This window comes from Nocardia puris, from assembly GCF_003315035.1.
GTDB classification, from domain to species: Bacteria; Actinomycetota; Actinomycetes; order Mycobacteriales; family Mycobacteriaceae; genus Nocardia; species Nocardia puris.
Genome location: NZ_QNRE01000009.1, coordinates 36836 through 63041, shown reverse-complemented (window position 1 = coordinate 63041; position 26206 = coordinate 36836). Strand labels below are relative to the sequence as shown.

The following is a 26206-nucleotide window of genomic DNA, read 5'->3' as shown; positions in this document are numbered from 1 at the left end:
CCCGCTAGAAGGACTTGTGAGGGACGCCGGCGGTTAGGCCGCCGTCGATGACGAATTCGGCGCCGGTGCAGTAGGAGGATTCGTCGGAGGCGAGGTGCGCCACCAGATTCGACACCTCGTCGGGCTGCGCGGCGCGGCCGAGCGGGATCTGGAGGAAGTCGGCGGGGATGCCCTCGGTCATCGGCGTGCTGATCAGGCCGGGGTGCACCGAGTTGACGCGGATATTGTGCGGGGCCAGTTCCAGCGCGGTGGATTTGGTGAGTCCGCGCACGGCGAACTTGGTGGCGGTGTACCCGTGCAGGCCGGGGCTGCCGCGCATCCCCTCCACCGAGGAGATGTTGACGACCGATCCGCCGCCCGCGGCGATCAGCGCGGGCGTCGCCGCCTGCATGCCGAGGAACGTCCCGGTCAGATTGATGTCGATGATCCGCTGCCATTCCTCGAGCGCGAAATCCACCAGCAGGTTCCCGTTGACGATGCCCGCGTTGTTCACCAGCACGTGCAGTCCGCCGAACCGCTCGGTCGCGGCGGCCACCGCCGCGCGCCACTGCTCCGGTTCGCGCACGTCCAGGTGCTCGTAGTGGGCGGACTCGCCCAACTCGGCGGCCAGCGCCTTGCCGTCGTCGTCCAGCACGTCGCCGAGCACCACCCGCGCGCCCTCGGCCACGAACCGCCGGGCGTGGGCGGCGCCCATACCCCGCGCCCCGCCGCTGATCAGGGCCACCTTGCCGGTCAGTCGCGCCATCGCTGCCTCCGTTCGTCGCCGACGCGGAACACGTTACAGAAAGAGTGGCCGAGTGCGGCTCGACCAGTCCCATTTACCGGTCCCTCGTGGTGATAGTCGTCCGGCGCCGTGTGGCATCATCTAGTGAAACAGGTTCTATTTTTCGACCGGGATCGCGAGGAGGACCAGCATGGTGAGTCCGGACCGGGACGCCGACACCCGCGTACGGCGGGCGATCCGGCGGGCGGGCGTGCCCGACTCTCCGCGCGTCCCCGACGGCGCCCTCGTCGACCTGCCCGGCCGGGGCAGCACCTACGTCACCGACATCCCCGGTCCGCCGGGCGCGCCGACGCTGATCCTCCTGCACGGCACCGCCAGCACCGCGACCCTCACCTGGTTCCCGGCGCTCGCGTCGCTGGCCGAGCGCTACCGCGTCGTCCTGTTCGACCAGCGGTGGCACGGCCGCGGCATCCGCACGCGCCCGTTCACGGTCGCCGACTGCACCGATGACGTGATCGCGATCGCCGACTCGCTCGAGCTGGAGCGCCCGATCTGCGCCGGCTATTCGCTCGGCGGCATGGTCGCGCTGTCGGCGGCGCACCACCATCCGGATCGCGTCGCGGGCATCGTGCTGTGCGCGACGCCCTATCGGTTCCGGGAGAAGTTGCGCGAGAAGGCCTTTCATCGGGCGTTCGGCGCGATGGCGGGTGCGCTCGGCCCGTACTCGCTGCGCCGCGTCGCCAGGTTCGGTGAACGGCTGCCCGACGTTCCTGAGAATATCTGGGACACCGAGGGTTTCGAGCGCTGGGCGATGAAGGAGTTCCGTAGCACCAGCGGGTGGGCGGTGGCGCAGGTCGTCGCGGAACTCGGCCGGTTCGACGCCTCACCGTGGCTGCCCACGCTGAAAACCCCCACCTCGGTGGTGATCACCACGCGTGACCACGCGATTCCGGTCTACCGGCAGCTGGAGATGGCGACCATGATTCCCGGCGCGACCATCCATCTGGCCGCCGTGGGGCACGCGGGCTGCGTCTTCGGGGCCGAACGTTTCGTGCCCGCGCTGCTGGATGCGTGCGAGTCGGTCGCGGAGCGGATCTGAGAGAGGTCTCCCTGTTCGGCGGCTCTGGCGAACAGGGTGGCCGTGGTCAGTCCGATGCGCGTGCCGCGGTGAGCAATTCGTCGATGACCTGCGGCACCGCGTCGGCCAGGACGTCGACGTCGGGCATCAGGTCGGCGCACGCGATGAACCCGAAATCCAGATCGCCGTTATTGGACAGCACGGTGACGGTGAGGCCCGCCCCGTGGAAGACCGGGCCGAACGGATACATCGCGTCCACCTTGACGCCCAGGAAGTACAGCGGCACCGGCGGTCCCGGCACGTTCGACACCACGAGGTTGTGCACCACCGGGTGGTGCTCGGCCAGCTTCAGCGCGGAGTAGGCGCGCGAGGCGAGCCGGAACACGTTGGGCGGCGCGTACTTCGACCAGTCCTGCAGGAAGTCGGCGCCGATCAGATCGTGCTCGTCCTTGGCGTCGCGGTTGGCCGCGGCGACAGCGCGCAGCCGCGCGACCGGATCGTCGATATCGGTGCCGAGTTCGGAGAACAGCGAGGAGACCTTGTTGATGCCCTCGGTGTGGCGGGTGGATCCGTGTACCGAGACCGGCACCGACGCGATGAGCGACTTGTCCGGCAGCTCACCGTGTTTGTCCAGGTAGGTTCGCAGCACACCGCCCACGACGGTGAGCACCACGTCGTTGACCTTCACGCCGAACGCGGTCTTGATCTCCTTGATGGCGTCGAGATCGGTCGCGGTGAACGCCACCGCGCGCCTCGCGCCGATCGCCCTGTTGAACGGGGTGCGCGGCGCGGTGAGCGGAATCGCCATGCCCGCCTGGTTGTTTCGCCGCCGCTGCGCGAAACCGGCCAGCATGCCGACGGTCTTCGGCACCATGCCGAGCACGCCCGCACGACCCGGAAAGCGAATCGCGGCCTCCGCCAGCAACTTCCACGTGGCGGGCGCGGGGTCGGCCGGTGCACTGTCGACCGTGTCCACCCGTGCCGCGCCCGGCTCGATATCGCACAGGTGCATCATCATGTTCGTTCCGGTGATGCCGTCCACCGCGGCGTGGTGGTACTTGCAGATCACCGCGACCTTGCCGTCGTCGAGGCCCTCCACCACGAACATCTGCCACAGCGGTCGGTTCCGGTCCATCGGCGTGCTCGCGATCTCGCCGACCAGTCGCGCCAACTCCTCGTGCCCGCACGGGCTCGGGGCCCGCACGAGGCGGATGTGGTGGTCGAGATCGAAATCGGGGTCCGCCACCCAGACCGGATGGTCCAGGTTGAGCGGCACCTCGCGCACGCGCCTGCGCATCTGGGGCACGAGGGGCAGGCGACGGCCGAGTTCGGCTTTGAAGGTGTCGAAGGAGTACGGCGCGCCCTCCGCGGCGGGGTCCAGGACGAGCAGCGCGCACACGTGCAGGTGCTGCGTCCCGGTCTCCAGGTAGAGGAAGCTCGCGTCCAATCCGGTCAGTCGTTCCATAGCGAAAGACTACTAGAACGTGTTCTAGTTTTGAAGCGGTGTATTCCGGGAGATTCGTCACAGTGACGCGGTCTATAGTCAGGAAGGGGGTGGATTTTCACCTCGGGGATGCGGCTCGGGATGTGGCTGTAACAAGTTTCAGACATGACCGTCGTGGTTCTGTGTGTTACTGGAAGTCGCAGCTATGTGTAAGATGATTGCTACAGCCGTGCAGGAAGCTGACTCTCCGCGCGGTGCGTACGCACGATGACCAGGGAGTACCGATGAAGATACTTCGCAAGGCGGACCCGCGGCCGGACGTCGATCCGGGGGAGGTCGCCCTCCACGCGCGCAACGTGCAGTTCGACTGGGCCGATACGCCGCTGCACTGGATGGCCGACGAGCCGATCGCCTCGCACCTGATCAACTCGCTCAATCTGCTGCTCCCCGAGGGTGAGCGCATGTTCTGCGCGGCCTACGCCGAGGCGCTGCCGTACGTGAAGGACGAGAAGCTGCGCGAAGCCATGCTCGGCTTCATCGGCCAGGAGTCCATGCACGCCGAGACGCACGACAAGGTGCTGCACGAGGTGCTCGCGGCCAACGGCATCGACCCCATGCCGTACGTGCGCCAGGCCGAATACCTGTTCCGGAAGACCCTGGGACCCAAGAGCGTCGAAGGCCGCGCGCAGCGGCAGGTGATGGTGGAACGGCTCGCGTTCATCGCGTGCCTGGAGCACTTCTTCGCGTTCCTGGGCGACTGGGTACTCAACGCCGAGCTGGAGAAGTTCGGCGCCGACCCGCGCGTGGCCGATCTGTTCCGCTGGCACGGCGCCGAGGAGGTCGAGCACCGCCACGTCGCGCACGATGTCGCCGTCTACTTCGGCGCGGGCTTCGTGCGGCGGTCGGCGCTGATGACGATCGTGTTCCCGATCTTCCTGGCGCTGGTCTTCCGCGGCACCAAGTACATGGTCCACCAGGACCCGAGCCTGCCCGATCTGGGCTACCCCCGCCTGCTCAAGCGCGTACTGGGCTCCATGTGGCGCGGTGCGCTGCCCGGCGTGCCCTCGCTGCTGTGGAGCGCGGTGTCGACGTTCAACCCGCGCTACACCCCCGAGTCGGTCGGCTCCACGGCGCAGGCGGTGGCCTACCTGGCCGCCTCCCCGGCGGCGCGCGCGGTCGCCTCGTGAGCCCACGCGTCATTCCGGAGCGCGTGCCCGCCGACCTGTTCGGCAAACGCGAATCGGACCGCACCACGAAGGTGCTCGACGCGGTCGCCACCGCGCGCCTGCGCTGGGCCACCCTGGTCAACCGCCGGGACCTGACCACCAGGGTCGACGACCGTCGCATCGCGCTGGTGGTGACCGAACGGCGCGTCGAGGCGCACGACCAGGACGTGGTGAGCCTGCGCCTCGAGGCGCCCGGCGGACGGGAGCTCCCACCGTGGCGGCCGGGCGCGCACCTGGATCTGGAGTTGCCGTCGGGACGGTTGCGGCAGTATTCGCTGTGCGGCGACCCGGCCGACATCCGCGCCTACCGGGTTGCCGTGCGGCGCATCCCGGAGGGCGGCGGCGGTTCGGTGGAGGTTCACGACGAGTTGCCGGTCGGTTCGCGCCTGGTGGTGCGCGGTCCGCGCAACGCCTTTCCGTTCGCGGTGCCGGGGTACGGATCACCCTCGGTGCACCTGCATTTCGTGGCGGGCGGCATCGGGATCACGCCTATCCTGCCGATGGCGCGCCTGGCCGTGCGCCTCGGACTGGACTGGTCGATGGTGTACGTCGGCCGCAGCCGCGACACCATCCCGTTCCTGGACGAGGTCGAATCCTTCGGCGACCGCGTCACCGTGCGCACCGACGACGAGCACGGCCTGCCCGACGCGGCCGCGCTGCTGCCCGGCGTCACCACCGGCACCGCCGTCTACTGCTGCGGCCCGGTGCCGATGACCGACACCGTCGCCGCGGCGGTGCGGCACCTGCGCGGGGTGGAACTGCATTCCGAACGGTTCTCGCCGCCGCCCGTGGTGGACGGCAAACCGTTCGAGATCGAATTCGCCTCCACCGGACAGGTGATCGAGGTGCCCGCCGACGAGTCGGCGCTGGCCACCATCCTGAAATACCGCCCGGATCAACCGTATTCGTGCCGCCAGGGCTTCTGCCGCACCTGCAAGGTGCGCGTGCTGTCCGGCACGCCCGAGCATCGCGAGTCCGTCCTCACCGAGGACCAGCACGCCGCGGGGGAGATGCTGGCCTGCGTATCGCGTTGCGACGGTGGGCGTCTCGTCCTGGACCTGTAAGCCAAACTCTTCCCACCTGGAGATGTCGATGACGACGGATATGGACTCGGCCGTGACCGAGCGGATCGTGCGCAGCGGTGAATTCGAGCTGGCCGTCTACGAATACGGAGATCCGGCCGCGCCCACCGTGCTGCTCGTGCACGGCTGGCCCGACACCCACCACCTGTGGGATCGGGTCGTGCCGCTGCTGGCGGACCGCTTCCACGTGGTCACCTACGACACCCGCGGCCACGGCGCCTCCACCCGTACCCGCCGCACCGCCGACTTCCGCCTCGAGGAACTGGCCGCCGACTTCTTCGCCGTCGCCGACGCGGTGAGCCCGGACCGTCCCGTGCACGTGCTGGCCCACGACTGGGGTTCGGTGCAGGTGTGGGAGGCCGTGTGCGAGCCGGGGGCGGCCGAGCGCGTCGCCTCGTTCACCTCGGTGAGCGGGCCGAACCTCGACCACCTCGCCAAGTGGGTGCGGGCCCGCCTGGCGCGGCCCACCCCGCGCAACGTGTGGCAGCCGGTGAGCCAGCTGCTCTCCTCGGCCTACACGTTCTTCTTCATGACGCCCGGCCTGCCGCGCGCGGCATTCGGCGCGTTCGGCACCGAGGAGCGCTGGCAGCGCGCGGTGTCGCTGATGAACGACACCCCGCCGGCCAACGTCAAGCTCGGCGCGACGTTCCGGCAGGACATCGTGGACGGCCTGCTGATCTACCGGGCCAATATCGTGCCGCGCCTGCTCGCGCCGCGCGAACGCAGCACCGACGTGCCGGTGCAGCTGATCGTCGCGGGCCGCGACGTGGCCGTGCGTCCCGCCGGCTACGACGACGAGCGCCGCTGGGTGCCGCGGCTGTGGCGTCGCGACGTGCCCGCCGGGCACTGGATGCCGTTCTCGCATCCGGAGCTGCTGGCCACCGCCACCGCCGAACTGATCGACACGCTGGACGGCGCGCCGGCCCCGCGCGGGCTGCGTCGCGCCGAAACCGACCGCACCCGTAGGCCTTTCGACGACCAGCTGGTCGTCATCACGGGCGGCGGCAGCGGCATCGGCCGCGAGACCGCGCTCGCCTTCGCGCGGCTCGGCGCCGAGATAGTGCTCTCCGACATCAATCTGGACGCCGCCAAGGAGACCGCCGAACTGGTCGCCGCCGAACACGGTGTGGCGCACGCGTATCGGCTGGACGTGGGTGATGAGGCCGAGGTCACCGCGCACGCCGCCGAGGTGATCGCCGCGCACGGCGTGCCCGACATCCTGATCAATAACGCGGGGATCGGCCAGGCGGGCGGCTTCTTCGACACGCCGTCGGCGGAGTTCGACCGCGTGCTGCGCATCAACCTGGGCGGTGTGGTGAACGGGTGCCGCGCCTTCGGCGCCGCGATGGCCGAGCGCGGGCTCGGCGGGCACATCGTGAATCTGTCCAGCATGGCGGCGTTCTCGCCGCAGCAGGGCTTCAGCGCCTACTCGACCAGCAAGTCGGCGGTGTTCATGTTCTCCGACTGCCTGCGCGCGGAGCTGGCCGGGCGCGGCATCTCGGTGCACACCATCTGCCCCGGCATCGTCCACACCAATATCGTTGCCACCACGACATTCTCGGGTCTGAGCGCCGAGGACGAGAAGGCCAAGCAGGCCAAATACGACAACCTGTACCGGATGCGCCGCTACACGCCCGACAAGGTGGCCGACCAGATCGTGCGCGCCGTGCGCGAGGACCGCAGCATCGTGCCGGTGACGCCGGAAGCGCGGTTGCAGTACCAGTTCAACCGGTTCGCGCCGGCGGTCGTGCGGTTCTTCGCCGCCCGCGTGAAGTTGACCTAGCTCGAATTCTCCGGCGCCCGGTGCAATTCGGCCTCGATGGCCGCAACGCGCCGGGTGTCGATGCCCCACGGGTGCGCGACGCCGACCTGACGATCCAGGTCCCAGAGTACGCACCGCTCACCGGGTTTCGCGACCATCGACCACGCCACCACCGTGCGGCCGAGTTGCTCGGTCATCGAACCGTGCGCGGCGGCGTTCTTCGGCGCGGAGCCCTCGGGGTAGTGGTGCAGGAACCGGCCGTAGGCGGCGGTGCAGAACGCCGCGTACCGCTCGGTGCACAGGATGAGGCCGTGCCAGGCCTCGTCCACCGCGTGCGAGGGCATCCCGATCACCTGTCCGTCGCGCATCGCCGCGCCGCAGCAGCGCAGCCACTGCCGCAGCCCGGTGGCGATCAGCTCGCGCGGCTGCCACGGGCAGGTCTTGAACACCGCCTCGGGCAGTTCCAGGGCGGCGACGGCCTGATCGACGTCGCGCAGGTCGACCTGGCGGCGCAACCGGTTACCGAATCGAAAAACGGACACAATCCACTGTACGACCGCGCGGCCCTACGATTCCCGTATGGCTTTCATGGTCCTGGTGGTGGTGGGTGTCGGCGTGCTCGTCGTGGTGGGGGTGATCATCGCGATCGTGGTGGTCGTGATCAACGCGGTGAACTCGGGAAACCAGGGGTTCGGCGGGCCGGGCGGGTCGCCGTGGACGGCCGGCGGGGCGGGCGTGGACCACGATCATCACCAGCGCCACGATGGCCACAGCGGGTCGGATTTCGGCGGATTCGGCGGGTCGGACTCCGGGCCCGGGTCCGATTCCGGTGGAGGGAGCAGCAGCTGTGGCGGCGGGAGCAGCAGCTGTGGCGGCGGTGGCGGGGGTTGCGGCGGCGGATCGTGAGCGGAGCTTGACCTGAACCTACCTCGAGGTTGAATGCTGGTCTTCGTCGATGTGAGACGAGATCGGGAGGTCGAGGATGCGTGCGGTGGTAGTGGAGGAGTTCGGCGGTCCGGAAGTGCTGTCGGTGCGGGAGGTGCCCGAGCCGGTGGCCGGCGCGGGTGAGGTGCTGGTGCGGGTCGCCGCCGCCGACGTGATGTACCTCGATACCCGGCTGCGTTCGGGATGGGGCCTGGACTTCTTCCCGCTCGAACTGCCTTATGTGCCGGGCGGCGCGATCGCGGGCACGGTGATCCAGGTCGGGCCCGGCGTGGATCCGGTGTGGATCGGCAAGCGGGTGAGTTCGCGAACGGCGGCGAGCGGGATCGGCGGTGGGCTGCCCATCGGCGGCTATGCCGAACTCGCCCTGGCCAAGGCCGACACGCTCGTGGAAGTGTCGCAAGAGCTTTCGGTGAGCCAGGCCGTCGCGCTGGTCCACGACGGCAGGACCGCGCTGGCCGTGTTCGAGCGCGCCGCGCCCGAGCCGGGGGAGTGGGTGCTGATTACCGCGGCCGGTGGTGGGCTCGGCACCTTGCTCATCCAATTCGCCCGCGCGGCAGGCGTTCGCGTCGTCGCGGTGGCGCGCGGGGCGGAAAAGCTCGCGCTGGCCGCGCGGCTCGGCGCGGACGCCGTGGTCGACTACTCCGAGGACGGGTGGACCGACGCCGTGCGCGCGGCGTCCGGTGGCGCCGTGCACGTGGTGCTGGACGGTGCGGGCGGCGAACTCGGTGGGGCTGCGGCCACGACGCTGGCCGACGGCGGCCGGTTCCTCGGATACGGCTCGGCCGCCGGGGATTTCGCCGAGCTGGATACCGAGGCGCTGACGGAGCGCGGGGTGGAAGTGGTGGACTTGTTCGGAATCTCGGGCGCCGTCGCGGACTGGAACGCTCTGGCGCGGCGTGCGCAAGAGGCCGTCGCGACCGGTGAAATCGAAGTGGTGATAGGTCAGACCTTCCCCCTGGCCGAAGCCGACCGTGCCCACGCCGCAATCGAATTCAGGAAGTCGGTGGGCCGGACGGTGCTCGAGTTGTGACTTGTCCGGCAATGCCTGCGATCGGCAGCCGACGGCGCTAGGGTGCCTGCGTGCAGACACTCATCGTCGTCGGTGCCGTCGCCACCGTCCTCATTCTTGTTGTAGCAGTTGTCCAATTCGCCGGTCGCCCACCGGCTTCCGACGTGCGCCGCACTCGCGGCGAGGAGGTCGCCGACGATCGCGAGTGGGTGGACGCGGACTGACCTACCTCGCGGGGGTCAACACCACCACGGCGATCGGCCGCGTGGTCTTCTTCTGATATTCGCTGTAGCGACCCTGATTCACCTTGTCGACGAGCTCCCAGCGCCGCTGGTACTCGGGATCGTCCGGATAGGTCGCGTGCGCAACGGCTTTCATCGTGTTGCGCCCGATCTGGATCTCACAATCCGGCTGCGCCTTCACATTCGCCAACCAGCCGGGTGGCCGCGGCGACCCGCCGTTGGACGCCGTCACCAGGTAACTACCCCCGTCCCGCGCGTAGGTCAGCGCGGACGTGCGCGGCTGCCCCGTCTTGCGCCCCACCGTGCGCAGCAGCAGCGTGGGGTTCCCGAACAGCAGGCGATGCCCCACCCACCCGTCGCTCTTCTCGTAGACCCATTGGTGCACTCGCAGCACATTCGCGAACAGACTGGCCATATCTGACCCTCCGGTAAGTTTCCGTTTCCCCCACCCTACGCCCCCACCGCAACCGGATTGGAGATCCCCCACTCCCGCCAGGTACCATCCCCCTCGTCGCGGAAACCAGCGCATTCGGGGCGGTAGCTCAGTCGGTTAGAGCCGTGGACTCATAATCCATTGGTCGCGGGTTCGAGCCCCGCCCGCCCCACAAACCCCCTCTCACCTGCGTTTTTGTGAATCCGTCGAGAGGTTTCGATCCAGAACAGCGCTCCTACGGCAATGGATTGTCGCCGGAGGGCGGTTCGACTGCGTCCTCCCGCCGGATGTCCTGCGGCGGTGGGTTTTCGACCGAGCGGACGCGGTCTGCGCTGGACCGGTCGCCGTGCGGTGAGTGTGCGGGTCGCTCAGGTGAAATCCGCGAGGTGGTCCCGCACCCATTGCGCGTAGGTGCGGCCGGGTGTGCCGGTGAGGTCTTCCACGGTCGAGGTCGGTCGTCCGGGCGAGTCGGCCAGTCCGGCCAGGCCTGCGAGGATGGCGTCGGCGTATTCCGGTGCGATCCAGCGTATTTCCGCCTTCGCCCGCTCGCGCGGGATCTCCTGCCAGGTGAGTTCGCGGCCCAGCGCCGCCCCGATGGTGGCCACGGGCTCGACCCTGCTCAACGGCGTCGGGCCGGTCAGTTCGTAGCGGGCCCCGGCGTGGCCGTCGCCGGTCAGCGCGCGCACCGCGACCGCCGCGATATCGGCCTCGTGCAGGAGCGTCATCGTCGCCGCGCCGTAGGCCCCGCGCACCACATCGCCGGCCCGGATCTGCGGCGCCCATTCGAGGGTGAGGGTGGCGAATCCGTGCGGCCGCAGGAAGGTCCATTCCAGTCCGGACGCGAGGATCGGCCGCTCGATGATCGCGTGCGCCGCGCCGATCGGGTTGTCCTGCTCGTCGACCGCGGCCGAGGACAACAGCACGATCCGGCGCGCGTGCGCGGCGATCACCTCGACCGCCGCATCCGCCACCGCCGCCGAGAGCATCGGCCACGTCAGGTACACCGTGTCCACACCGGCCAGCGCCGAGGCAAGGGTGCCGGGTTCGGTCAGATCGCCGGGCGCGATCTCGACGCTCGACGGTAGCGAGGCCGCCGCAGGATCACGGATCAGTGCGCGCGCACCGCGGCACCCGAGCCGATGAGTTGGGCGGCGACCTGGCCGCCCACATGTCCGGTAGCGCCGATCACGAGAATTCTGTTCGTTCGAGCCATAGTCCAGACCCTAAGCAGGGAACTTACCCTTGGAAAGGGCATACCTCGAGGTAAGCTCTGGAGATGGCGGTAGGTTTCCGGGCGGCGAAGGGTACGCCCGCCGGCGGCAGTGACGTATTCGACAGCGATTGCCCCGCGCGCACCGTCCTCGACAAGCTCACCAGCCGCTGGGGCGTGCTGATCCTGGCGGCCCTGTACGACGGCCCCCTGCGCTTCCACGTCCTGCGCGACCGGATCGGGGGGATCAGCGAGAAGATGCTGTCCCAGAATCTGCGCACTTTCACCGACTACGGCCTCGTCGAACGCACCGTGCAGCCGACCATGCCCCCGAGCGTTTCGTACTCGCTGACCCCGAGGGGCGCGGAAGCGGCCGCTCAGCTGCGCGGGCTGCTGGAGTGGGTGAGTACCAACGCCGAGGCGATCGTGGAGTTCCGCATGCGCCCGGGGCGCGACTAGCGCCGAATCGTCTACTGCGTCAATGGGTTCTGGATCGCGGGCTGGTCATCTCCCGACGCTGCCCGTGCCGCCGTGATCTCCTCGGCGTGCTCAACGGCCCAATCCGCCAGGGCGGACAGCGGTTTCAGCAGGGAGAGCCCGAGTGGGGTGAGGCTGTACTGAACGCTCGGCGGGACGGTGGGGAAGACCTCGCGGTCGACCAGCCCGTCGGTTTCCAAACCGCGCAGGGTCCGGGTGAGCATCCGCTGGCTGATGCCCTCGATCTCACGGTGCAGTTCGTTGAAGCGGTGCGGGCGGCGGGCGAGCAGGGTGATCACCAGCATCGGCCATTTGTCGCCGACGTGTCGCAGCATGTCGGTCACGGGGCATTGCCCGTATTCACCGGCGGGCACCGGGCTGGGGAGCGGCGCGCTGACCAGGGAAGGCACATCCGTGTGCGTATCGGACATGAAACTGCCTCCTTACGCTCGGCCGGTCGGTTGCCGATGATCGTCGTCGTACCGATCGTATCCATCGGAGGAGCAGGAACGTGCCAGAGAGTAATCGTCGCGTCGTCGTGGTCAGCGGCGGCACCGATGGAATGGGGCGCGCGCTTTCGCTCGCGCGGGCGGCGCGGGGCGACACGGTCGTCGCGCTCGGTAGCAGCGAGGACAAAGGGCAGCGCCTGCTCGCCGACGCCGAGCGGCTGAATGCTCCCGGGCGCGTGGAGTTTCTCGGCGTCGATCTGTCCGATATCGCCGCGACCGAATCCGCGGTCGAGCGGATCACGCGCCGCCACAACGTCATAGACGCCCTCGCCCTGTTCGCCAATCGGCAGGCGCCCCGCCGAATCGTCACCGTCGACGGTCTGGAACGGACCTTCGCCCTGTACTACCTCAGCCGGTATCTGCTCGGCCAGGGGTTGTCGGAGTCCTTGCGGCGCAGCGCTTCTCCGGTCATCGTCAACGTCGCGGGCACCGGCACCGCTCGGGGACGCGTCCACTGGGACGACCTGTCACTGGCTCGGCGATACAGCACGCTCGCCGCCCAACTCCAGGCCGGGCGGGCCAACGACCTGCTCGGAGCCGGTTTCGCCGCCCGCCCCGACGAGGTGATCAAGTACGTCCTCTACCACCCCGGCTTCACCAAGAGCGGCGACCTCACACCCCTCTCCGCGCCCATGCGCGGACTGATCCGCGCGGCCGCCCGAATCGCCGCTCGGACCATCGATTCCGCCATCGCCCCGATCCATGATTTCCTCGACCACCCGCCCGCCGCACCCCTCACCGCCGTCGACCGGGGAAACCCCGTACCCCTCACCAACCCCGCCTTCGATCCCGCGAACGCGCAGCGGCTCATGGACGTGACCGAAGAGCTTCTACAGCGCGCTCGTGCCGCACGCGCCAGCTGAGCCCGCCGACCAGCGGTCGTCATCTGTGGCACCACAAGGCGGTCGCCCGAGTTCGCGGAAGGGCACACGCCTGTCGAACGACGATCAGCGATGGCGCTCGGTGTTCGCCCCCGGCGGCGTGCCGGCTAGGAATCGCTCGGTCGGCGAACCTTGAACCCCACCCGCGCGTGCACGTTGCCGCTACCGTCGGTGGCCCGCCAGCTCTGCGTGCGGCGTTCCGATGGGAGACCGGAGAGACCGCGTTGATCCCAGGTGCGCCGACTTCAGGAGTCGGAACATCTCTTGGGCCAAGAGCTTTCGACCCGATCGGTCGCGAGCAGCCGGGACCAGCTCTGTTGCTGTCGCCGGGAGTGCGCGGCAGACATGCCGTCGTTTCTCGGTGGACGAGTAGCAGCGGATCACCCGTGTGCGGGGACTCAGTAGCGCGGTGGGGGTTGTTGACCGTAGCCGGGCGCGGGTTGGGCAGGTTGCCCGTACGCGGGTTGGGCAGGTTGCCCGTACGGGGGTGGGGTGGGTTGGCCGTACGGGGGTGGGGTGGGTTGGCCGTACGGGGGTCCGTAATGGCGGCGGGGTGCGGCGGCGAGCCAGCGGCCGGTGGAGCCGGAGGCGGCGAGGATGAGGATCAGGAGGGCAAGGATGAGTCCGATGATGCTGCCGACTCCGGCTGCGGGGGCTTCGGAACCCAGGCTGATGACGGCGGAGACCAGATTGAGGACGCCCCCGACGCAGGACAGCAGGATGAGGATGACGCGACCGGCGCGCTTGCGGCCGATCAGCAACAGGGCGCCGAGGAACCACAGGAGGCCGACGACGATGTTGATGCCGCCGATGGTCTGGAGGCCGGTGATGTGCTCCTGGGCGCTGCCCTGGCCCAAGCGATTGGACAGCTTCTCGATCTCGTTGGCGGCGTTGAGTGCCATGGTCGCCGAGAAGCCGCACAGCAACCCGACCACGACGCCCAGGAAGCCCGCGGCGAGGGCGGTGCCGCCACTGGGTTGGCCGAATCCCGGCGCACCGTAACCGTATCCGGGTGGGTAGCCGCCAGCGTTCGGATAGGGTCCCGGATTCGCCGGGTACGGCGCTTGATACGCGCCCTGCATCGGTCCACGTTGCGGCCCATACGGATAGCTCATGACAACTCCCCTTCGCTGTACAGGCGGGACACTACCGGTAGCGCGGGGCCGGGCGGGAATCAGGAATACGGAGTCCGGGTCTCCTGCACTCACCTGATAGCGACGACGATGGCGTCGGTGACGGACTTCCAGGCGATGGCGGTTTCGAGGAAGCCGGCGTCGGTGAGATGGGTGGTGTGCCAGGAGGGTGGGTGGGTGACGCCCTTGGTGTGGTTGGCGAAAATTGTTCGGCTGCGGGCGTATTCGTCGGCGAGGCCGGGTTCGGCGGCGACGAGGGACCACCATTCGTCCCAGTCGACGGCGCCCTGCGCGCGGGCTCGGTCGGCGTGCGCGCTCTGCAGTGATTCGTGGAGGGTGTTGAGGAGTGGGGTTTCGGGGTCGGGCGTGTGGTCGGCGTTGAGGAAGATTCCGCCGGGGCGGACGAGTTTGGCGAGGTCGGTGTAGAGGCGCGTCAGGGGGTCGGGTTGCATCCAGTGGAGGGCGGTGGCGGTGAGGACGGCGTCGAATGGCTCGGGGGGTAGGTCGTCCATCCAATCGGGTTGCGCGAGGTCGGCGGTGACGAAGGTGATCCGGTCGTCGCCGGCGAAGGAGCCGCGCGCGATCGCCAGCAATGTCGGGTCCATGTCGACGGCCACCGAAGTCGCGTCCGGGAAGCGGGCGAACAGGCGCCTGCTGATGGTCGCCGTCCCGCACGCCAGGTCGAGCACGCGGGGTGCCGGCCCCACGGCCGCCTCGACCAGATCGAGCATGATCCGGAAGCGGTCCTCGCGATCCGGCAGGTAGAACTCCTGCTGACGATCCCAGCTCAGCTGCCACTGCTCCCAGTCCATATGTACTCCTCACGCTTCGCGCCCGGCCGCGGTGCACCCTACCGGCTATGGTGGTGACCTTCGCGCAGGCGGGAGACGTGGCGCCGGGATACGGGACGCCCGGTGGGCGACCCGCGCCGTTCAACTGTTCTTCGCGAACGTGACCGTGCGCGCGTACGGCCGGAAGCCCAGGTCCCCGTAGAGGGCGACCGGGCCGGGGCGGTCGGCGACCGGGTAGACGATGGCACTCTGCGCGCCGAGGTCGCGGAGGCGGTGGAGGGCGGCCAGGCAGACGGCACGGGCCAGCCCCCGGCGGCGGAAGTCGGGGGCGGTCCCGACCGGTTCGAGCTCGCCCACCGCGTTGCGGTCGTCGAACCAGAGGAGGCAGTTGGCGGCGAACGTGCCGTCGGGAGCTTCGATGACCCAGTCGAGATCGGGGCGGTACGGCCAGGTGGACATGACGTTGCGGTACCTGTCCTCGGTGAGGAGGGAAGGCGCCCAGGCCGCTCGGTGGACGGCGACGCGGGACGGCAGGTCCACCTCGCCCCGGACCGGGCGGGCACGGAAACCCGATGGCAGCTCCGGTTCGGGGAGGTCGTCGAGTGGGCGGGTCATATAGGAGCAGTGGTGCGAAATGTATTGTCGGACATAGCCGTAGCTTTCGAGCGCGGTGGTCAGGTGGCACTCGGAATCCAGGACCGTGACCGTCGTCCGTGATGTCGTGGCGACGTCGGTGAACCAGTCGAGCACGGCGGTGGTCAGGTCCGGATGGGACGGGTCGACCTGGAAGAACAGCTCACCGGGCGGTTCGGCCCAGCCCCAGGCGAGTACCTCGCCGCCGGCTTCCCACAACGCTGTCGGCCAGTTGGGTTCGTGGCCGGCGGGATGACTGCGCTGCCACGCCAGGTCGCCGATATGCCAGAGGCTGGAGGGGGACCACACACGTTGCGCGAGGGTCTGCATGGCTCTGAGGTCGCCGGGGCCGGCGTAGCGTCGCATCCGCACTGTGGTCACCCACTGGATCTTGCGGCACTCGAGGAGTGGCGCCAATCGAATTTCGAGCGGAGACGAGTTCGGCGGGGAATGGCCGAGGGGGCTCCCGCGCCGCCTAGGCTCGCACCCATGACCGCATGGATCGAGGTCCTCACCGCGCTCACGACCGGCCCTGACCTGCCCATCAGGGCGGCGATCCGGGAAGTGGCGCCGAAGGAAGAGACGGCGGGGGTCGCGTTCTTCGCGTCGGCGGGGAAGTTGCCGGTGGTGGTCGCGGTGGGGGACGGGTGCCGGGTGTGGCGGGCCGGGAAGAAGCTGCGGGTGGAGGACGGGCAAGGCAGGCCCGTCTTCATCACCGACGGAGCGCGAGGGTGGGACTTCTCCGGGCACGCCGAGCGGCCGCGCACCGGACCGATCGACCGGGTCCGGTACTTCGGCGAGCATCAGTTTCTCTTGGAGCGGCGCCCCGCGAGTGAGTGGGCGGGTGACGATTTCACCCAGCCGGCGGGCCCCGTCGAGGAGGTCGATTTCGCCGGACGCCGTTGCTGGACAGTGGAACTCGCGCCACCGCCGCACAAGCCGATGCCGTTGCGCATCTGGGTGGACATCGAATCCGGTCAGATGCTGGGATACCGCGCCGAACAGGCCGGTGTCGGTGCGCAATTCGAGGACCCGGTCATCGGCGAGGAGATCGACGACGCGGTATTCACCTGGGCGGGGCCGGTTCTCACGATGGAGGAGTACGAACGGGAACAGCGCGACCGGCGGGAGGCGGAGCACGCCGCGCAGATCGCGAGGTTCGCGGAGCTGGTCGGCGCCTCGTCGCTCGACACCCGAGTCCGGGTCGACTTCACACCCGAAACCGTGCACTTCCGTGAACCCGGCGGGTTCGACGCCTACAACCGGCACACGATGCTGTCCCGCCGCCCGCGCGGGCCCGAGGCGTGGACGCCCAGTTGGGGGCCGGTGCACTACGTCTGGTCGACGCCCGGCTGGGACTGGGCGGCCGCTGTCATCGAGCACGACCTCGACGAGGACGCGCTGCGGACGCTCCAGAACTCCCTGCACCCGGGCGAGCCCGTCGACCGGCAGCGCCGGATCGAACCGCCCGGACGCGGGTGGGTGCGGTAGGCGGGTCTCGCCGGTTGCCGGGTGATGTGGGAGCAGAGGCGCCTCACCCTCTGCTCGCCTGCCGAGTGGTGCTGAAGCCGGGGCGCCTCAGCGGTCTGGACGCCTGCCGGATGGTGCGGGAGCCGAGACATCTCACCGGCACCCACAACCACCGGTGAGGTGCGGGTAACCGCGGGTAATCCCCGCGCCACTGGCCGAAAATGGCTTGTGACGCGGGTCTAAAGGGGTGGAAACCGACCGGTGTTGTTCTTGGATATGGGTATTTCATCGTGGTTCAAGTCCATGTCCAAGGGCGGCGCGGCGGTCGAGGAGCCGCCCCCGATTTTCGAGCGGATCGGCGGGTACGAGGCGCTCGAGGCGGTCGTCGAGGACTTCTACGTGCGGGTTCTCGCCGACGGCGAGCTGTCGCCGTTCTTCTCGGGGACCACTATGGCGCGGCTCAAAGGCAAACAGGTGGAGTTCTTCGCAGCGGTGCTCGGCGGGCCCGAGCCCTACCACGGCGCGTCGATGAAGAGCGTGCACCAGGGCCGTGGCATCACCATGCACCATTTCGAGCTCGTGGCCGGGCACCTATCCGGTGCGCTGGCCGACGCCGGGGTGCCGCCGGAGCTGGTCGCGCAGATCATCGGTGCGGTCGCGCCGCTGGCCGGGGAGATCGCCTCGAGTCCGGTCGAGAGCACCCGCTGAGACGAAAGCCGCACCTGCCCAGTGGTTTCCGGCAAAACGTCGGCAAACGCCGGGAACTCGGCGGGAGACGCGTGCGCCGAGCCTGTTCCGATACACCGCCCGCACCGCTTACGCTCGTATTTCGCGAACGATCCTGTTCGCGGGTGGAGTGGAAGGGGAGCGGAATGGGGCACGTGGAACACAGTGCCATCGGTGACGCGCCGGTGGATTTCGCCTTCGAGTACGTGGCCGACTATCAGAACGTGCCGAAGTGGATGTTCGGCGTCAAACGCTTCACGCCCCTCGGCACGCAGACCAGGGGTCTGGGCGCGAAGTTCGATACCGCCCTCAACCTGGGCCCGACCACCCTCAACATGCACGCCGAAGTGACCGAGTGGGTCGCCGACAGGCTGATCACCCTCTACGCGACCAAGGGCATCGAGGCCACCATGCGGTGGAGTTTCGCGCCGATCGACGCCACCTCGACCCGCATCCGCGTGGTGGCCGACTACAAGGTGCCCGGCGGTCTGGCGGGCCGCGCGCTCGACAAGATCATCCAGGCGTTCGTCGGCCCGGCCATCCGCTTCACCGACAAGCACCTGCGTGAGCAGATCCAGACCGCCTACCGGACGTCCCTGGACGAGGCGGGCTGAGCGAGCGGGGGCCGGCTCGGCGGCGACGCGCGAACCCCGTCGGCGTGAGTTCGCGATTCGACGGGGTCTGAACAGCGGCTGCGGCCGAACTCGAGCCCTCGTGTGCTTCAGGGACGCTGACGTACGCTGGGCCCGCACACGCGGACGGTGGGAGGTGCACGTGGTGGTCGCCCTGGTCAAAGGGCAGAACGGGCCGATCGCGGCCGACGGCGTCGTGGTCTCGGTGCGGGCCGACACCGAGGTGGACGTCTCGGCTCTGCTGGTGACCGAATCCGGCAAGGTGCGCTCGGACGCGGACTTCGTCTTCTACAACCAACCCGAAGCGCCGGGCGTCGAGCTGCGGCCGGGAACGCCTGCGGCCATTGCGATCTCGTTCGGGCAGCTACCCGCCGACATCGCACAGGTGCGCGCGGTGCTGACCCTCGACGGTGACGGCGACACCTTCGGCCGGTACGGCGCGCCGGTGGTCACGCTCGCCGAAGCGACGGGAAACCCGCTGTACGAGTACGTGATCGGCGGTCTGGACAGCGAATCCGTGGTGATCGCGCTCGAGGTGTATCGACGCGGCACGCAGTGGAAGGTGCGGGCGGTCGGTCAGGGATACGCGGGCGGGTTCGCCGCGCTGGTGACCGATCACGGTGTGGTGGTGGACGACGAGTCCGCAGCGGAACCGCAAGTGCGGTCGGCGGATACCGCCTCACCCGCCTCGCCTTCCTCTCAGGCATGGCCCGCTGGGCACGCCGACTCCGCAACGCCCGCAGCACAAGTCGGGCCGACCACCTCCACCGGCCCCTCCCGCCCCCTCCCAGAAGTCCGCACCGTCCCCGGCGAAACCGAACTCTCCTTCGAGAAACGCGCCGTCCTCGACCTGCGCAAGCGCGAGGTCGCCAAGGTCCTCATCGACGGCGACGCGCTGGGTGTGCGGGCGCGGGTGGTGCTGGTGATCGACAAGACCGGCAGCATGGCCAAGCAGTACCGCAAGGGCGTCGTGCACCGGGTGGTGGAGCGGATGGTGCCGGTGGCCACGCAGTTGGACGACGACGGCACGCTGGAGGCGTACCTGTACGCGCGCCGTTTCGCCAAGCTGCCGGATATCGATGTCGCGGGCGCCGAGCAGTGGGCGCGAACCTACCTGCACCTCAACGGGGTTCACGGCGGCATCGACTACGCGCCGCTGGGCGGGCGCAACGACGAACTGCCGATCATCCGCACGCTGCTGGAGTCGCTGCGCCCGGGTGGCGCGCCCACGCTGGTGCTGTTCTTCACCGACGGCGGCTTCGCGCAGCGCCGCGAGATCTCGGCGCTGCTGCGCGACGCGTCACGACTGCCGGCGTTCTGGCAGTTCGTCGGACTCGGCGCGGCCAACTACGGTCTGCTGCGCGAGCTCGATGACCTGGACGGCCGCGTGGTGGATAACGCCGGATTCTTCGCCCTCGACGACATCGATGTGGTCGACGACGCGCAGCTCTACACCCGCCTGCTCGGCGAGTTCCCGCAGTGGCTGCGCGCGGCCGCCGCCGCGGGGGTGACCGGCGTCAGCCGATGACGGCGTTCATGATGGTGCCCGCGCTGGTGGCGACCACACCGCCGATCATGGCGCCCGCCACCATCTTCGGCGACTCGAGGCCGCCGCCGGTCCACTTCTCCCACGCGAACCGGCCGCCCGCGTAGATGATTCCGCACACACCCGACAGCAGAACGAACCAGGTCAGGTAGCGGACGAGCTGCAGGATACGGTCGGACACCGGCGGAGCCTCGGGCGTCGGATTGCCGATCTGCGCCAGGGTGTCGAATGCGACGGCCAGAATCATCGTTGTGCTGCTCATTCCGGGTTCGGGACAAGGGGAATCGCTGCACGAATGATATCCGGTCCGGCGCTCACGCGTGGTCACCTCCCGCCGGTGTCGGGCGGGCGGCGCTTGCGGAGGACGCCGCGCACCGGGATCATGGGTGGTGCGTGAGTACCGGTGTCGTGCCGGTCGGGGAGTCGGCGAGGAACCACAATGAGCCTCATTCTGCTGTCGGTCGGTGATGCGATCTCCACGGTGGCCCAGGTCGGTAATCCGACCCCCGAAGCGCCGCCGCTGTCGGACAAGATCGAACAGTTCGTGCGGTACGCGACGTGGTTCGCGCTGCTGTCGGGCATCATCAGCATCATCTACGCGGGTGGGCGTTTCGCGTGGGAGAAGTGGAGCGGCAGCGGCATGAATTCCCCGAAGATGGTGGCGGGGGCCATGATCGGCGGTGTCGTCGCCACGAGTGCCGGCACCATCATGAACGCCGTCGTCGGGATGTGAGGCCACCCCGAGCCCGAAATCGGTGATTCCTCAGGGTGATTCCCTGATTCGTCCGCCGTCGTCGCGCGCGACCATCGAGGTATCGCGAGACGAGAGGAGCGGACATGACCGAGCGCGCGAAGGACGAAGCGCTGATCCGCGAGACGGTGGCGCGCGCGGCGCGGGCGTGGGACGCGCACGACGCCGCGGCCTACGCCGCGGAGTTCACCGAGGACAGTGATTACGTCGCATTCGACGGCACTCTGCTGCGTGGCCGCGAGGCGAATCGCGCGCTGCACGCCGACCTGTTCGCCACGGTGCTGCACGGCACCCGGATGGTGGTCGAGATCGAGTCGGTGCGATTCCTCGCCGACGACGTGGCGGTGCTGCACGCACTCGGCTCGGTGGTGTTCGCCTGGCAGCGGGACGTGCCCGCCTCGCGACAGTCCCGCAACACCTGGGTACTGGTCCGGATCGGTGCGAACTGGCAGGTCGCGGCGTTCCAGAACACCCGGGTGCGGCCGGTCCCGAACAGCGGGCCGGTGCCCGAACTGTTCGGCCGGTACGTGCGGTGGCGCACCGGCCGGGCGGCGCGCGGGTAATTTCTTAACGGGTTTTAGTAAACGGCGTTCATGAAACGTCGATCCGTGGTTGTATCGGGTCAGGAAGTGTTCCGCACAGCGTTGTGAGGTCTGCAGCCCAGACCGGTAGGGAGAGATCCGTGACCGCGACCATGCCCGCGATTCCCGAGGGATTCGACTTCACCGACCCCGACGTGCTCGCCACCCGGCTGCCCATCGAGGAGTTCGCCGAGCTGCGCCGCACGGCGCCCGTGTGGTGGTGCGCGCAGTCCGGCCGCGCCAGCGGCTTCGACGACGGCGGCTACTGGGTGGTGTCGAAACTCGCTGACATCAAAGAGATCTCGAAGAATCCCACGGTGTTCTCCTCGCACGAGAACACCGCGATCATCCGGTTCAACGAGGAGACCACCCGCGAGCAGATCGACATGCTCGGCGACATGCTGATGCTCAATCAGGACCCGCCGCAGCACACCAAGACCCGCCGCATCGTGTCCAAGGGCTTCACGCCGCGTGCGGTGGAGAGTCTGCGCGCCGCGCTCACCGAGCGCGCCGAGCGGATCGTGCACGAGGCGAAGAGATCGGGGCGCGGCGACTTCGTGGAACAGGTCGCCTGCGAGCTGCCGCTGCAGGCCATCGCCGAACTGCTCGGCGTCCCGCAGGAGGACCGCAGGAAGCTGTTCGACTGGACCAACCAGATGATCTCCTACGACGACCCCGAGTTCGAGGGCAACCACCACGTGGCCACCGCCGAGGTGATGGGGTACGCGTGGAACATGGCCGAGCAGCGCCGCGGCTGCCCGGCGGGCGATATCGTCACCCAGCTGGTCAACGCCGACGTGGACGGCGAGCACCTCGGGTCGGATGAGTTCGCGTTCTTCGTCATCCTGCTGGCGGTGGCGGGCAACGAGACCACCCGCAACTCGATCACCCACGGCATGAAGGCGTTCGTCGACAATCCCGACCAGTGGGAGCTCTACAAGGAACAGCGTCCGCGCACCGCGCCCGACGAGATCGTGCGGTGGGCGACCCCGGTGACGGCGTTCCAGCGCACCGCGACCTGCGACACCGAACTGGGCGGGCAGCTGATCAAGGCCGGCCAGCGCGTCGGATTGTTCTACAGCTCGGCCAATTTCGACGCCGACGCGTTCGAGGACCCGTTCACCTTCGATGTGCTGCGCAACCCGAATCCGCACGTGGGGTTCGGCGGCACCGGCACCCACTACTGCGTGGGCGCGAACCTGGCGCGGCTCGAGATCGACCTGATGTTCAACGCCATCGCCGACGTGATGCCGAACCTGCGGCAGCTCGCGGAGCCGGTGCGGCTGCGCTCGGGCTGGTTGAACGGGATCAAGCGCTGGGACGTCGAATACGCTTGAATCGGTGCATGAGTGAGCGCAGCGAGCCGAGGCCGCGCGGGCGCGCGCCGGTGGTCACCGACGCCGACATCCGCCGGGTGGCGCGGCGCCTGCTCGCCGAACGCGGACACGAGGCGGTGACGCTGCGGGCCATCGCCCGCGACCTCGGCATCACCGCGCCCGCGCTGTACCGGCACTACAACTCGCGCGACGATCTGCTGGAAGCGGTGCGCCTGGACTGCTGCGCCGACCTCGCCGAGCGGCTGGCCGCCGAGATGGAGGAACTGCCCGACGACGGCATGGTGCAGTTCTTCGCCATCTGCAAGGGTTTCCGACGCTGGGCGCTGGCGCACACCACCGAGTTCACGCTGGTGTTCGCCTCGCCCGGCACCGGCGCGGCCCCGATGACGCGCCGCTTCGACGAGCCGTTCGGCCGGATCTTCCTCGCGGCGGCCGGCCGGCTGCTGGCCACCTACGACATCGTCACCCCGCCCGCCGACGTGATCCCGGCCGATCTGCGCGAGGACCTGACGCGCTTCCAGACCGAACTGCTGGCCTCGCTGTCGGAGTCGGGGCAGAAGTTCCCGGCGGAGAAGCTGGACCTGGGCGTGACGTATCTGATGATGCAGATCTGGGTCCGGCTCTACGGGCACGTGACGCTCGAGGTGTTCGGCAATTTCCCGGTGCCGCTGTCGAATCCGGACGTGGTGTTCGACGCGATGCTCGCCGACCTGGCGCGGACCACCGGCCTGGCGAATCGATGACTGTCCGGCAAACTTCGGGCACCATTCCCTCTCAGACTTTTCTCAGGGTCGGCTAAGATAGGCCAGGCTCAACTTCCTCCACGCTGTGGAGCGGGCATTGTCCGAGCCGCCTGGCGCTTCCCGGCCGGGCGGGATCGAGCACGGCCTCGCCCCGAGCCGCGCCACGAAGGACACTCTCGTGAACAGCACTTCTCTGCGGCTGGCGGCTCTGGGCGCCGCCGCCGCACTCGCCCTCACCGCCTGTACCGGCGACGACGACAGCACCGCGACCGCCACCGACCTCGCCGCGCAATGCGCCCCGACCGGCGACCCGAACGTCCTCACCCTCTATTCCGGCCGCACCGAGAAGCTCGTCAAACCCTTGATCGATCAAATGGACGAGAGCGTGCTCGGGCCGGGCGTGCGGGTCGAGGCGCTCTACGACCAGAAGCCGGTGAAGATCCTCGAGGAAGGCCCGCGCAGTCCGGCCGACGTGTGGTTCGGCCAGGACGCCGGTGAGCTCGGCGCGCTCGCCGCGCAGGGCTACCTCGCCGAACTGCCCGACGACGTGGTGAGCCAGGTCCCCGAGCAGTACGTCGATCCGGGCCACCGCTGGGCGGCGGTCACGCTGCGGTCGCGGGTGCTCGCCTACGATCCGCGCCAGGTGTCCGAAGCCGAACTGCCCGCCGGCATCGACGAGCTGGTGGACGAGAAATGGCGCGGCGCCATCGGTTACGCGCCCACCAACGCCTCGTGGAAGAGCTTCGTCACGGCGCTGCGGGTGCTGCGCGGCGAGGACGGCGCACGCGAGTGGCTGGAGAAGTTCCGCGCCACCGAGCCGGTGGAGTTCGACGGCAATAACGCGGTCCTGACCGGTGTCGACCAGGGGCAGGTGAAGTTCGGCCTGATCAACCACTACTACTGGTTCATGAAGACGAATGCGGAGGGCGCCGACTCCGTGAACGCGCGGATCCACTACTTCCGGGGCGGCGACGAACCGGGCGCGCTGGTGAATATCGCCGCCGCGGGCATCCTCACCTGCTCGGACAACAAGGAGGCCGCGGCGAACCTGATCGGGTTCCTGCTGGCCGCCGACTCCCAGCAGTATTTCGCCGACGAGACCGGGGAGTACCCGGTGGTCGCGGCCGTGACCTCCAAGCACGCGCTGCCCACGCTGGAGGAGCTGAGCCCGCCGGTCATCGACCTCAACCAGCTGGAATCGGTGGCGGCCACCGAGCAGCTGCTGAAAGACACCGGTCTGCTGAAATGACCGCCGGGCCCGCCGCGCTGCGAGACACGGTGCGGCGCGCGGTTGTTCCGCTCGCCGCGCTGCCCGCGGTGGTGGTCGCGCTGCTGCCGCTGGTGTACACGGTGTTGCGCGCTACCGACCGCGGGTGGGAACCGGTGTGGCGGTACGCCTTCTCGGCGCGCACGGCGGAGTTGGCGGTCAATACGCTGACATTGCTGGCGGCGGTGACGGTGGCGTCGGTGGTGCTGGGGACCGGCGCGGCGTTCCTGCTGGCGCGGACCGATCTGCCGGGGAAGCGAATCCTGTTGCCGCTGGTGGTGATGCCGTTGGCGATCCCGTCGTACGTGGCGGCGTTCTCGTGGGTGGCGCACTTTCCGGAGTCGGCCGGGTTCCGCGGTGCCTGGCTGGTGTTGACGTGCAGCAACACGCCGCTGGTGCTGCTGCCGGTGTACGCGGCGTTGCGGGGGACCGACGCCGCGCCGGAGGAGGTGGCGCGGTCGTTGGGGGCGGGACCGGTGCGGGCGTTCCTGACCGCGACGTTGCCGCAGATCCGGTTGCCACTGCTGGCGGGAGCGCTGCTTGGAGCGCTCTACGTGCTGCACGACTACGGTGCCGTGGCGATGATGCGCTACGAAACCTTCACCAAGGGAATCCAGTACGCCTATAACGCGAGCTTCGACCGGACGGCCGCTGGGGTGATCAGTCTGGTGCTGGTCGGGCTCGCGCTGATGTTCGCGGTGGTGGAGTCGGTGGCGCGGGGAAAGGTGAGCGTGGGGTCGGCGGGTCCGCGTCCACCCGCCGTGGTGCGGCTGGGGGCGTGGAAGCCGATGGCGTTGGCGGGATGCGTTGTGCTGGTGGTGGTTTCGGTGGTGTTCCCACTGGGCGGGTTGCTGCCGTGGTTGGCCGGACGCACCACCGGGCGATTGGATGTTACGGAATTGCTTGCCGCGCTGGGCAATACGCTGTCGTTCTCGGTGTCCGGCGCGGTGATCGCGTTGCTGCTGGCGCTGCCGGTGGGGATCATGGCGGCGCGGTCGGGCGGCACGGTGGCGCGCGGAATCGAACTGGCCGCCTACGCCGGGTACGCGCTGCCCGCGATCTCGGTGGGGTTGGCGCTGGTGTACTTCGGGATCAACGCCGCGCCCGCCTGGTACGGGCGCGGGCAGATGGTGGTGCTGGCCTACGTGGTGCTGTTCCTGCCGATCGCGATCGGCGCCGTGCGCGCGTCGGTGGCGGCGGCCTCGCCCCGGTTCGAGCAGGTGTCGCGATCGCTCGGCACGTCCGGGGTGGGGGCGCTCGCGCGGGTGACGGTGCCGCTGTCCGCGCCGGGGATCCTCGCGGGCACCGCGCTCGTCTTCGTCAGCTGCGCCAAGGAACTCCCCGCGACGCTCATCCTGCAACCGCCCGGCGGGAACACTCTCGCCCTCGAATTGTGGAAGCACGCCGAAGTTCTCGAATACACCCAAGCGGCTTGGTACGCGGTGGCGCTGGTCGTGGTGGCGGTGCTGCCGACGATCGTGTTGCAGCGGGTCGCCGAAGGGACGGTGCGTGGGCGATGAGGAGGAGGTGCGTGCCGGCTCGGGTGGGCGAGGAGTGGTCGTCCTGCGAGGAAA

At 69.1% G+C, this 26206-nt stretch carries 29 protein-coding genes and 1 tRNA gene; 20 read left to right on the top strand and 10 right to left on the bottom strand.

Annotation, left to right across the window (positions count from 1 at the left end; all coding sequences use genetic code 11):
- Positions 1-4: 4 nt before the first annotated feature.
- A complete protein-coding gene (locus DFR74_RS21530) occupies positions 5-745 on the bottom strand; it encodes a glucose 1-dehydrogenase (RefSeq protein WP_067513766.1) in 741 nt (246 codons plus the stop codon).
- Between the two features lie 169 nt (positions 746-914).
- Between DFR74_RS21530 and DFR74_RS21525 the strand changes: the two genes are divergently transcribed.
- Positions 915-1823 (top strand): alpha/beta fold hydrolase, encoded by a 909-nt coding sequence (locus DFR74_RS21525; protein WP_067513767.1) that lies wholly within the window; start codon positions 915-917, stop codon positions 1821-1823.
- 46 nt (positions 1824-1869) lie between these two features.
- On the opposite strand, the gene DFR74_RS21520 is transcribed toward DFR74_RS21525, so the two are convergent.
- Positions 1870-3267, bottom strand: coding sequence for a WS/DGAT/MGAT family O-acyltransferase (locus DFR74_RS21520; RefSeq protein WP_067513768.1), 1398 nt, complete (start codon positions 3265-3267; stop codon positions 1870-1872).
- 263 nt (positions 3268-3530) lie between these two features.
- Between DFR74_RS21520 and DFR74_RS21515 the strand changes: the two genes are divergently transcribed.
- Genes DFR74_RS21515 through DFR74_RS21505 form a run of 3 tightly spaced genes read left to right on the top strand, consistent with a single transcriptional unit; the run spans position 3531 to position 7337 of the window.
- Positions 3531-4433, top strand: coding sequence for a metal-dependent hydrolase (locus DFR74_RS21515; protein WP_067513769.1), 903 nt, complete (start codon positions 3531-3533; stop codon positions 4431-4433).
- The gene (locus tag DFR74_RS21510) at positions 4430-5536 is read left to right on the top strand and encodes a PDR/VanB family oxidoreductase (protein ID WP_067513770.1); all 1107 of its coding nucleotides are present in this window, start codon (positions 4430-4432) and stop codon (positions 5534-5536) included. The genes DFR74_RS21515 and DFR74_RS21510 overlap by 4 nt, the downstream gene beginning before the upstream one ends.
- A 22-nt stretch (positions 5537-5558) precedes the next feature.
- Positions 5559-7337 carry an SDR family oxidoreductase gene (locus DFR74_RS21505; protein ID WP_067513771.1) on the top strand — a complete coding sequence of 593 codons (1779 nt, stop codon included), beginning with the start codon at positions 5559-5561 and terminating at the stop codon, positions 7335-7337.
- Here the strand turns inward: DFR74_RS21505 and DFR74_RS21500 are convergent.
- Positions 7334-7858 (bottom strand): glycine-rich domain-containing protein, encoded by a 525-nt coding sequence (locus tag DFR74_RS21500; protein ID WP_067513772.1) that lies wholly within the window; start codon positions 7856-7858, stop codon positions 7334-7336. The two genes, DFR74_RS21505 and DFR74_RS21500, sit on opposite strands and share 4 nt — an antisense overlap.
- A 37-nt stretch (positions 7859-7895) precedes the next feature.
- Between DFR74_RS21500 and DFR74_RS21495 the strand changes: the two genes are divergently transcribed.
- The 3 genes from DFR74_RS21495 to DFR74_RS36155 all read left to right on the top strand — a co-directional run bounded on the left by DFR74_RS21495 (position 7896) and on the right by DFR74_RS36155 (position 9494).
- Complete coding sequence (locus tag DFR74_RS21495) at positions 7896-8222, top strand: hypothetical protein (protein WP_198161894.1); 327 nt, start codon at positions 7896-7898, stop codon at positions 8220-8222.
- Between the two features lie 76 nt (positions 8223-8298).
- On the top strand, positions 8299-9291 hold the full coding sequence (locus tag DFR74_RS21490; RefSeq protein ID WP_067513773.1) for a zinc-binding dehydrogenase: 993 nt from the start codon (positions 8299-8301) through the stop codon (positions 9289-9291).
- Positions 9292-9341: 50 nt separating this feature from the next.
- Positions 9342-9494, top strand: coding sequence for a hypothetical protein (locus tag DFR74_RS36155; RefSeq protein WP_157115882.1), 153 nt, complete (start codon positions 9342-9344; stop codon positions 9492-9494).
- A gap of 1 nt (position 9495) precedes the next feature.
- Here DFR74_RS36155 and DFR74_RS21485 read toward each other — a convergent pair whose 3' ends face one another.
- The gene (locus tag DFR74_RS21485; RefSeq protein WP_067513774.1) at positions 9496-9927 is read right to left on the bottom strand and encodes a nitroreductase family deazaflavin-dependent oxidoreductase; all 432 of its coding nucleotides are present in this window, start codon (positions 9925-9927) and stop codon (positions 9496-9498) included.
- A 116-nt stretch (positions 9928-10043) separates the two neighbouring features.
- Here DFR74_RS21485 and DFR74_RS21480 point away from each other — a divergent pair.
- A tRNA-Ile gene (locus tag DFR74_RS21480) sits at positions 10044-10117 on the top strand.
- Positions 10118-10313: 196 nt separating this feature from the next.
- On the opposite strand, the gene DFR74_RS21475 is transcribed toward DFR74_RS21480, so the two are convergent.
- Positions 10314-11012, bottom strand: coding sequence for an SDR family oxidoreductase (locus tag DFR74_RS21475; protein WP_324192266.1), 699 nt, complete (start codon positions 11010-11012; stop codon positions 10314-10316).
- Positions 11013-11221: 209 nt separating this feature from the next.
- On the opposite strand from DFR74_RS21475, the gene DFR74_RS21470 reads away from it, so the two are divergent.
- Positions 11222-11614 (top strand): winged helix-turn-helix transcriptional regulator, encoded by a 393-nt coding sequence (locus DFR74_RS21470; protein WP_067513775.1) that lies wholly within the window; start codon positions 11222-11224, stop codon positions 11612-11614.
- Positions 11615-11625: 11 nt separating this feature from the next.
- Here the strand turns inward: DFR74_RS21470 and DFR74_RS37265 are convergent, their stop codons facing one another.
- Positions 11626-12063 (bottom strand): winged helix-turn-helix transcriptional regulator, encoded by a 438-nt coding sequence (locus DFR74_RS37265; RefSeq protein ID WP_067513776.1) that lies wholly within the window; start codon positions 12061-12063, stop codon positions 11626-11628.
- Positions 12064-12143: 80 nt separating this feature from the next.
- Here DFR74_RS37265 and DFR74_RS21460 point away from each other — a divergent pair, with 80 nt between their 5' ends.
- Positions 12144-13004, top strand: coding sequence for an SDR family NAD(P)-dependent oxidoreductase (locus DFR74_RS21460; RefSeq protein ID WP_067513777.1), 861 nt, complete (start codon positions 12144-12146; stop codon positions 13002-13004).
- Positions 13005-13420: 416 nt separating this feature from the next.
- Here the strand turns inward: DFR74_RS21460 and DFR74_RS36150 are convergent, their stop codons facing one another.
- The 3 genes from DFR74_RS36150 to DFR74_RS21445 form a co-directional block, all read right to left on the bottom strand.
- On the bottom strand, positions 13421-14137 hold the full coding sequence (locus DFR74_RS36150; RefSeq protein ID WP_157115883.1) for a hypothetical protein: 717 nt from the start codon (positions 14135-14137) through the stop codon (positions 13421-13423).
- Between the two features lie 89 nt (positions 14138-14226).
- Positions 14227-14967 (bottom strand): class I SAM-dependent methyltransferase, encoded by a 741-nt coding sequence (locus tag DFR74_RS21450; protein WP_067513779.1) that lies wholly within the window; start codon positions 14965-14967, stop codon positions 14227-14229.
- A 120-nt stretch (positions 14968-15087) separates the two neighbouring features.
- Positions 15088-15960, bottom strand: a complete 873-nt coding sequence (locus DFR74_RS21445) for a GNAT family N-acetyltransferase (protein WP_147265868.1) — start codon at positions 15958-15960, stop codon at positions 15088-15090.
- A gap of 108 nt (positions 15961-16068) precedes the next feature.
- Here DFR74_RS21445 and DFR74_RS21440 point away from each other — a divergent pair, with 108 nt between their 5' ends.
- The 4 genes from DFR74_RS21440 to DFR74_RS21425 all read left to right on the top strand — a co-directional run bounded on the left by DFR74_RS21440 (position 16069) and on the right by DFR74_RS21425 (position 19935).
- Positions 16069-17070: a hypothetical protein gene (locus DFR74_RS21440; protein ID WP_067513780.1), complete on the top strand. Its 1002-nt coding sequence runs from the start codon at positions 16069-16071 to the stop codon at positions 17068-17070.
- Positions 17071-17352: 282 nt separating this feature from the next.
- Complete coding sequence (locus DFR74_RS21435; RefSeq protein ID WP_067513797.1) at positions 17353-17757, top strand: group I truncated hemoglobin; 405 nt, start codon at positions 17353-17355, stop codon at positions 17755-17757.
- 164 nt (positions 17758-17921) lie between these two features.
- Complete coding sequence (locus DFR74_RS21430) at positions 17922-18389, top strand: SRPBCC family protein (RefSeq protein ID WP_067513781.1); 468 nt, start codon at positions 17922-17924, stop codon at positions 18387-18389.
- Between the two features lie 160 nt (positions 18390-18549).
- Positions 18550-19935 (top strand): vWA domain-containing protein, encoded by a 1386-nt coding sequence (locus DFR74_RS21425; RefSeq protein WP_067513798.1) that lies wholly within the window; start codon positions 18550-18552, stop codon positions 19933-19935.
- On the opposite strand, the gene DFR74_RS21420 is transcribed toward DFR74_RS21425, so the two are convergent.
- Positions 19925-20200 (bottom strand): hypothetical protein, encoded by a 276-nt coding sequence (locus DFR74_RS21420; protein ID WP_067513782.1) that lies wholly within the window; start codon positions 20198-20200, stop codon positions 19925-19927. The genes DFR74_RS21425 and DFR74_RS21420 overlap by 11 nt on opposite strands.
- A gap of 192 nt (positions 20201-20392) precedes the next feature.
- On the opposite strand from DFR74_RS21420, the gene DFR74_RS21415 reads away from it, so the two are divergent.
- From DFR74_RS21415 to DFR74_RS21390, 6 genes are all read left to right on the top strand, one after another.
- Positions 20393-20686, top strand: coding sequence for a hypothetical protein (locus DFR74_RS21415; protein WP_067513783.1), 294 nt, complete (start codon positions 20393-20395; stop codon positions 20684-20686).
- Positions 20687-20790: 104 nt separating this feature from the next.
- Positions 20791-21267, top strand: coding sequence for an SgcJ/EcaC family oxidoreductase (locus DFR74_RS21410; RefSeq protein WP_067513784.1), 477 nt, complete (start codon positions 20791-20793; stop codon positions 21265-21267).
- Positions 21268-21398: 131 nt separating this feature from the next.
- The gene (locus DFR74_RS21405) at positions 21399-22622 is read left to right on the top strand and encodes a cytochrome P450 (RefSeq protein WP_067513799.1); all 1224 of its coding nucleotides are present in this window, start codon (positions 21399-21401) and stop codon (positions 22620-22622) included.
- An 8-nt stretch (positions 22623-22630) separates the two neighbouring features.
- Complete coding sequence (locus tag DFR74_RS21400; protein WP_067513785.1) at positions 22631-23365, top strand: TetR/AcrR family transcriptional regulator; 735 nt, start codon at positions 22631-22633, stop codon at positions 23363-23365.
- Positions 23366-23543: 178 nt separating this feature from the next.
- Positions 23544-24614, top strand: a complete 1071-nt coding sequence (locus DFR74_RS21395; RefSeq protein ID WP_067513786.1) for an extracellular solute-binding protein — start codon at positions 23544-23546, stop codon at positions 24612-24614.
- On the top strand, positions 24611-26152 hold the full coding sequence (locus DFR74_RS21390) for an ABC transporter permease (RefSeq protein WP_084538143.1): 1542 nt from the start codon (positions 24611-24613) through the stop codon (positions 26150-26152). Before DFR74_RS21395 ends, DFR74_RS21390 begins: the two co-directional genes overlap by 4 nt.
- Positions 26153-26206: the final 54 nt, after the last annotated feature.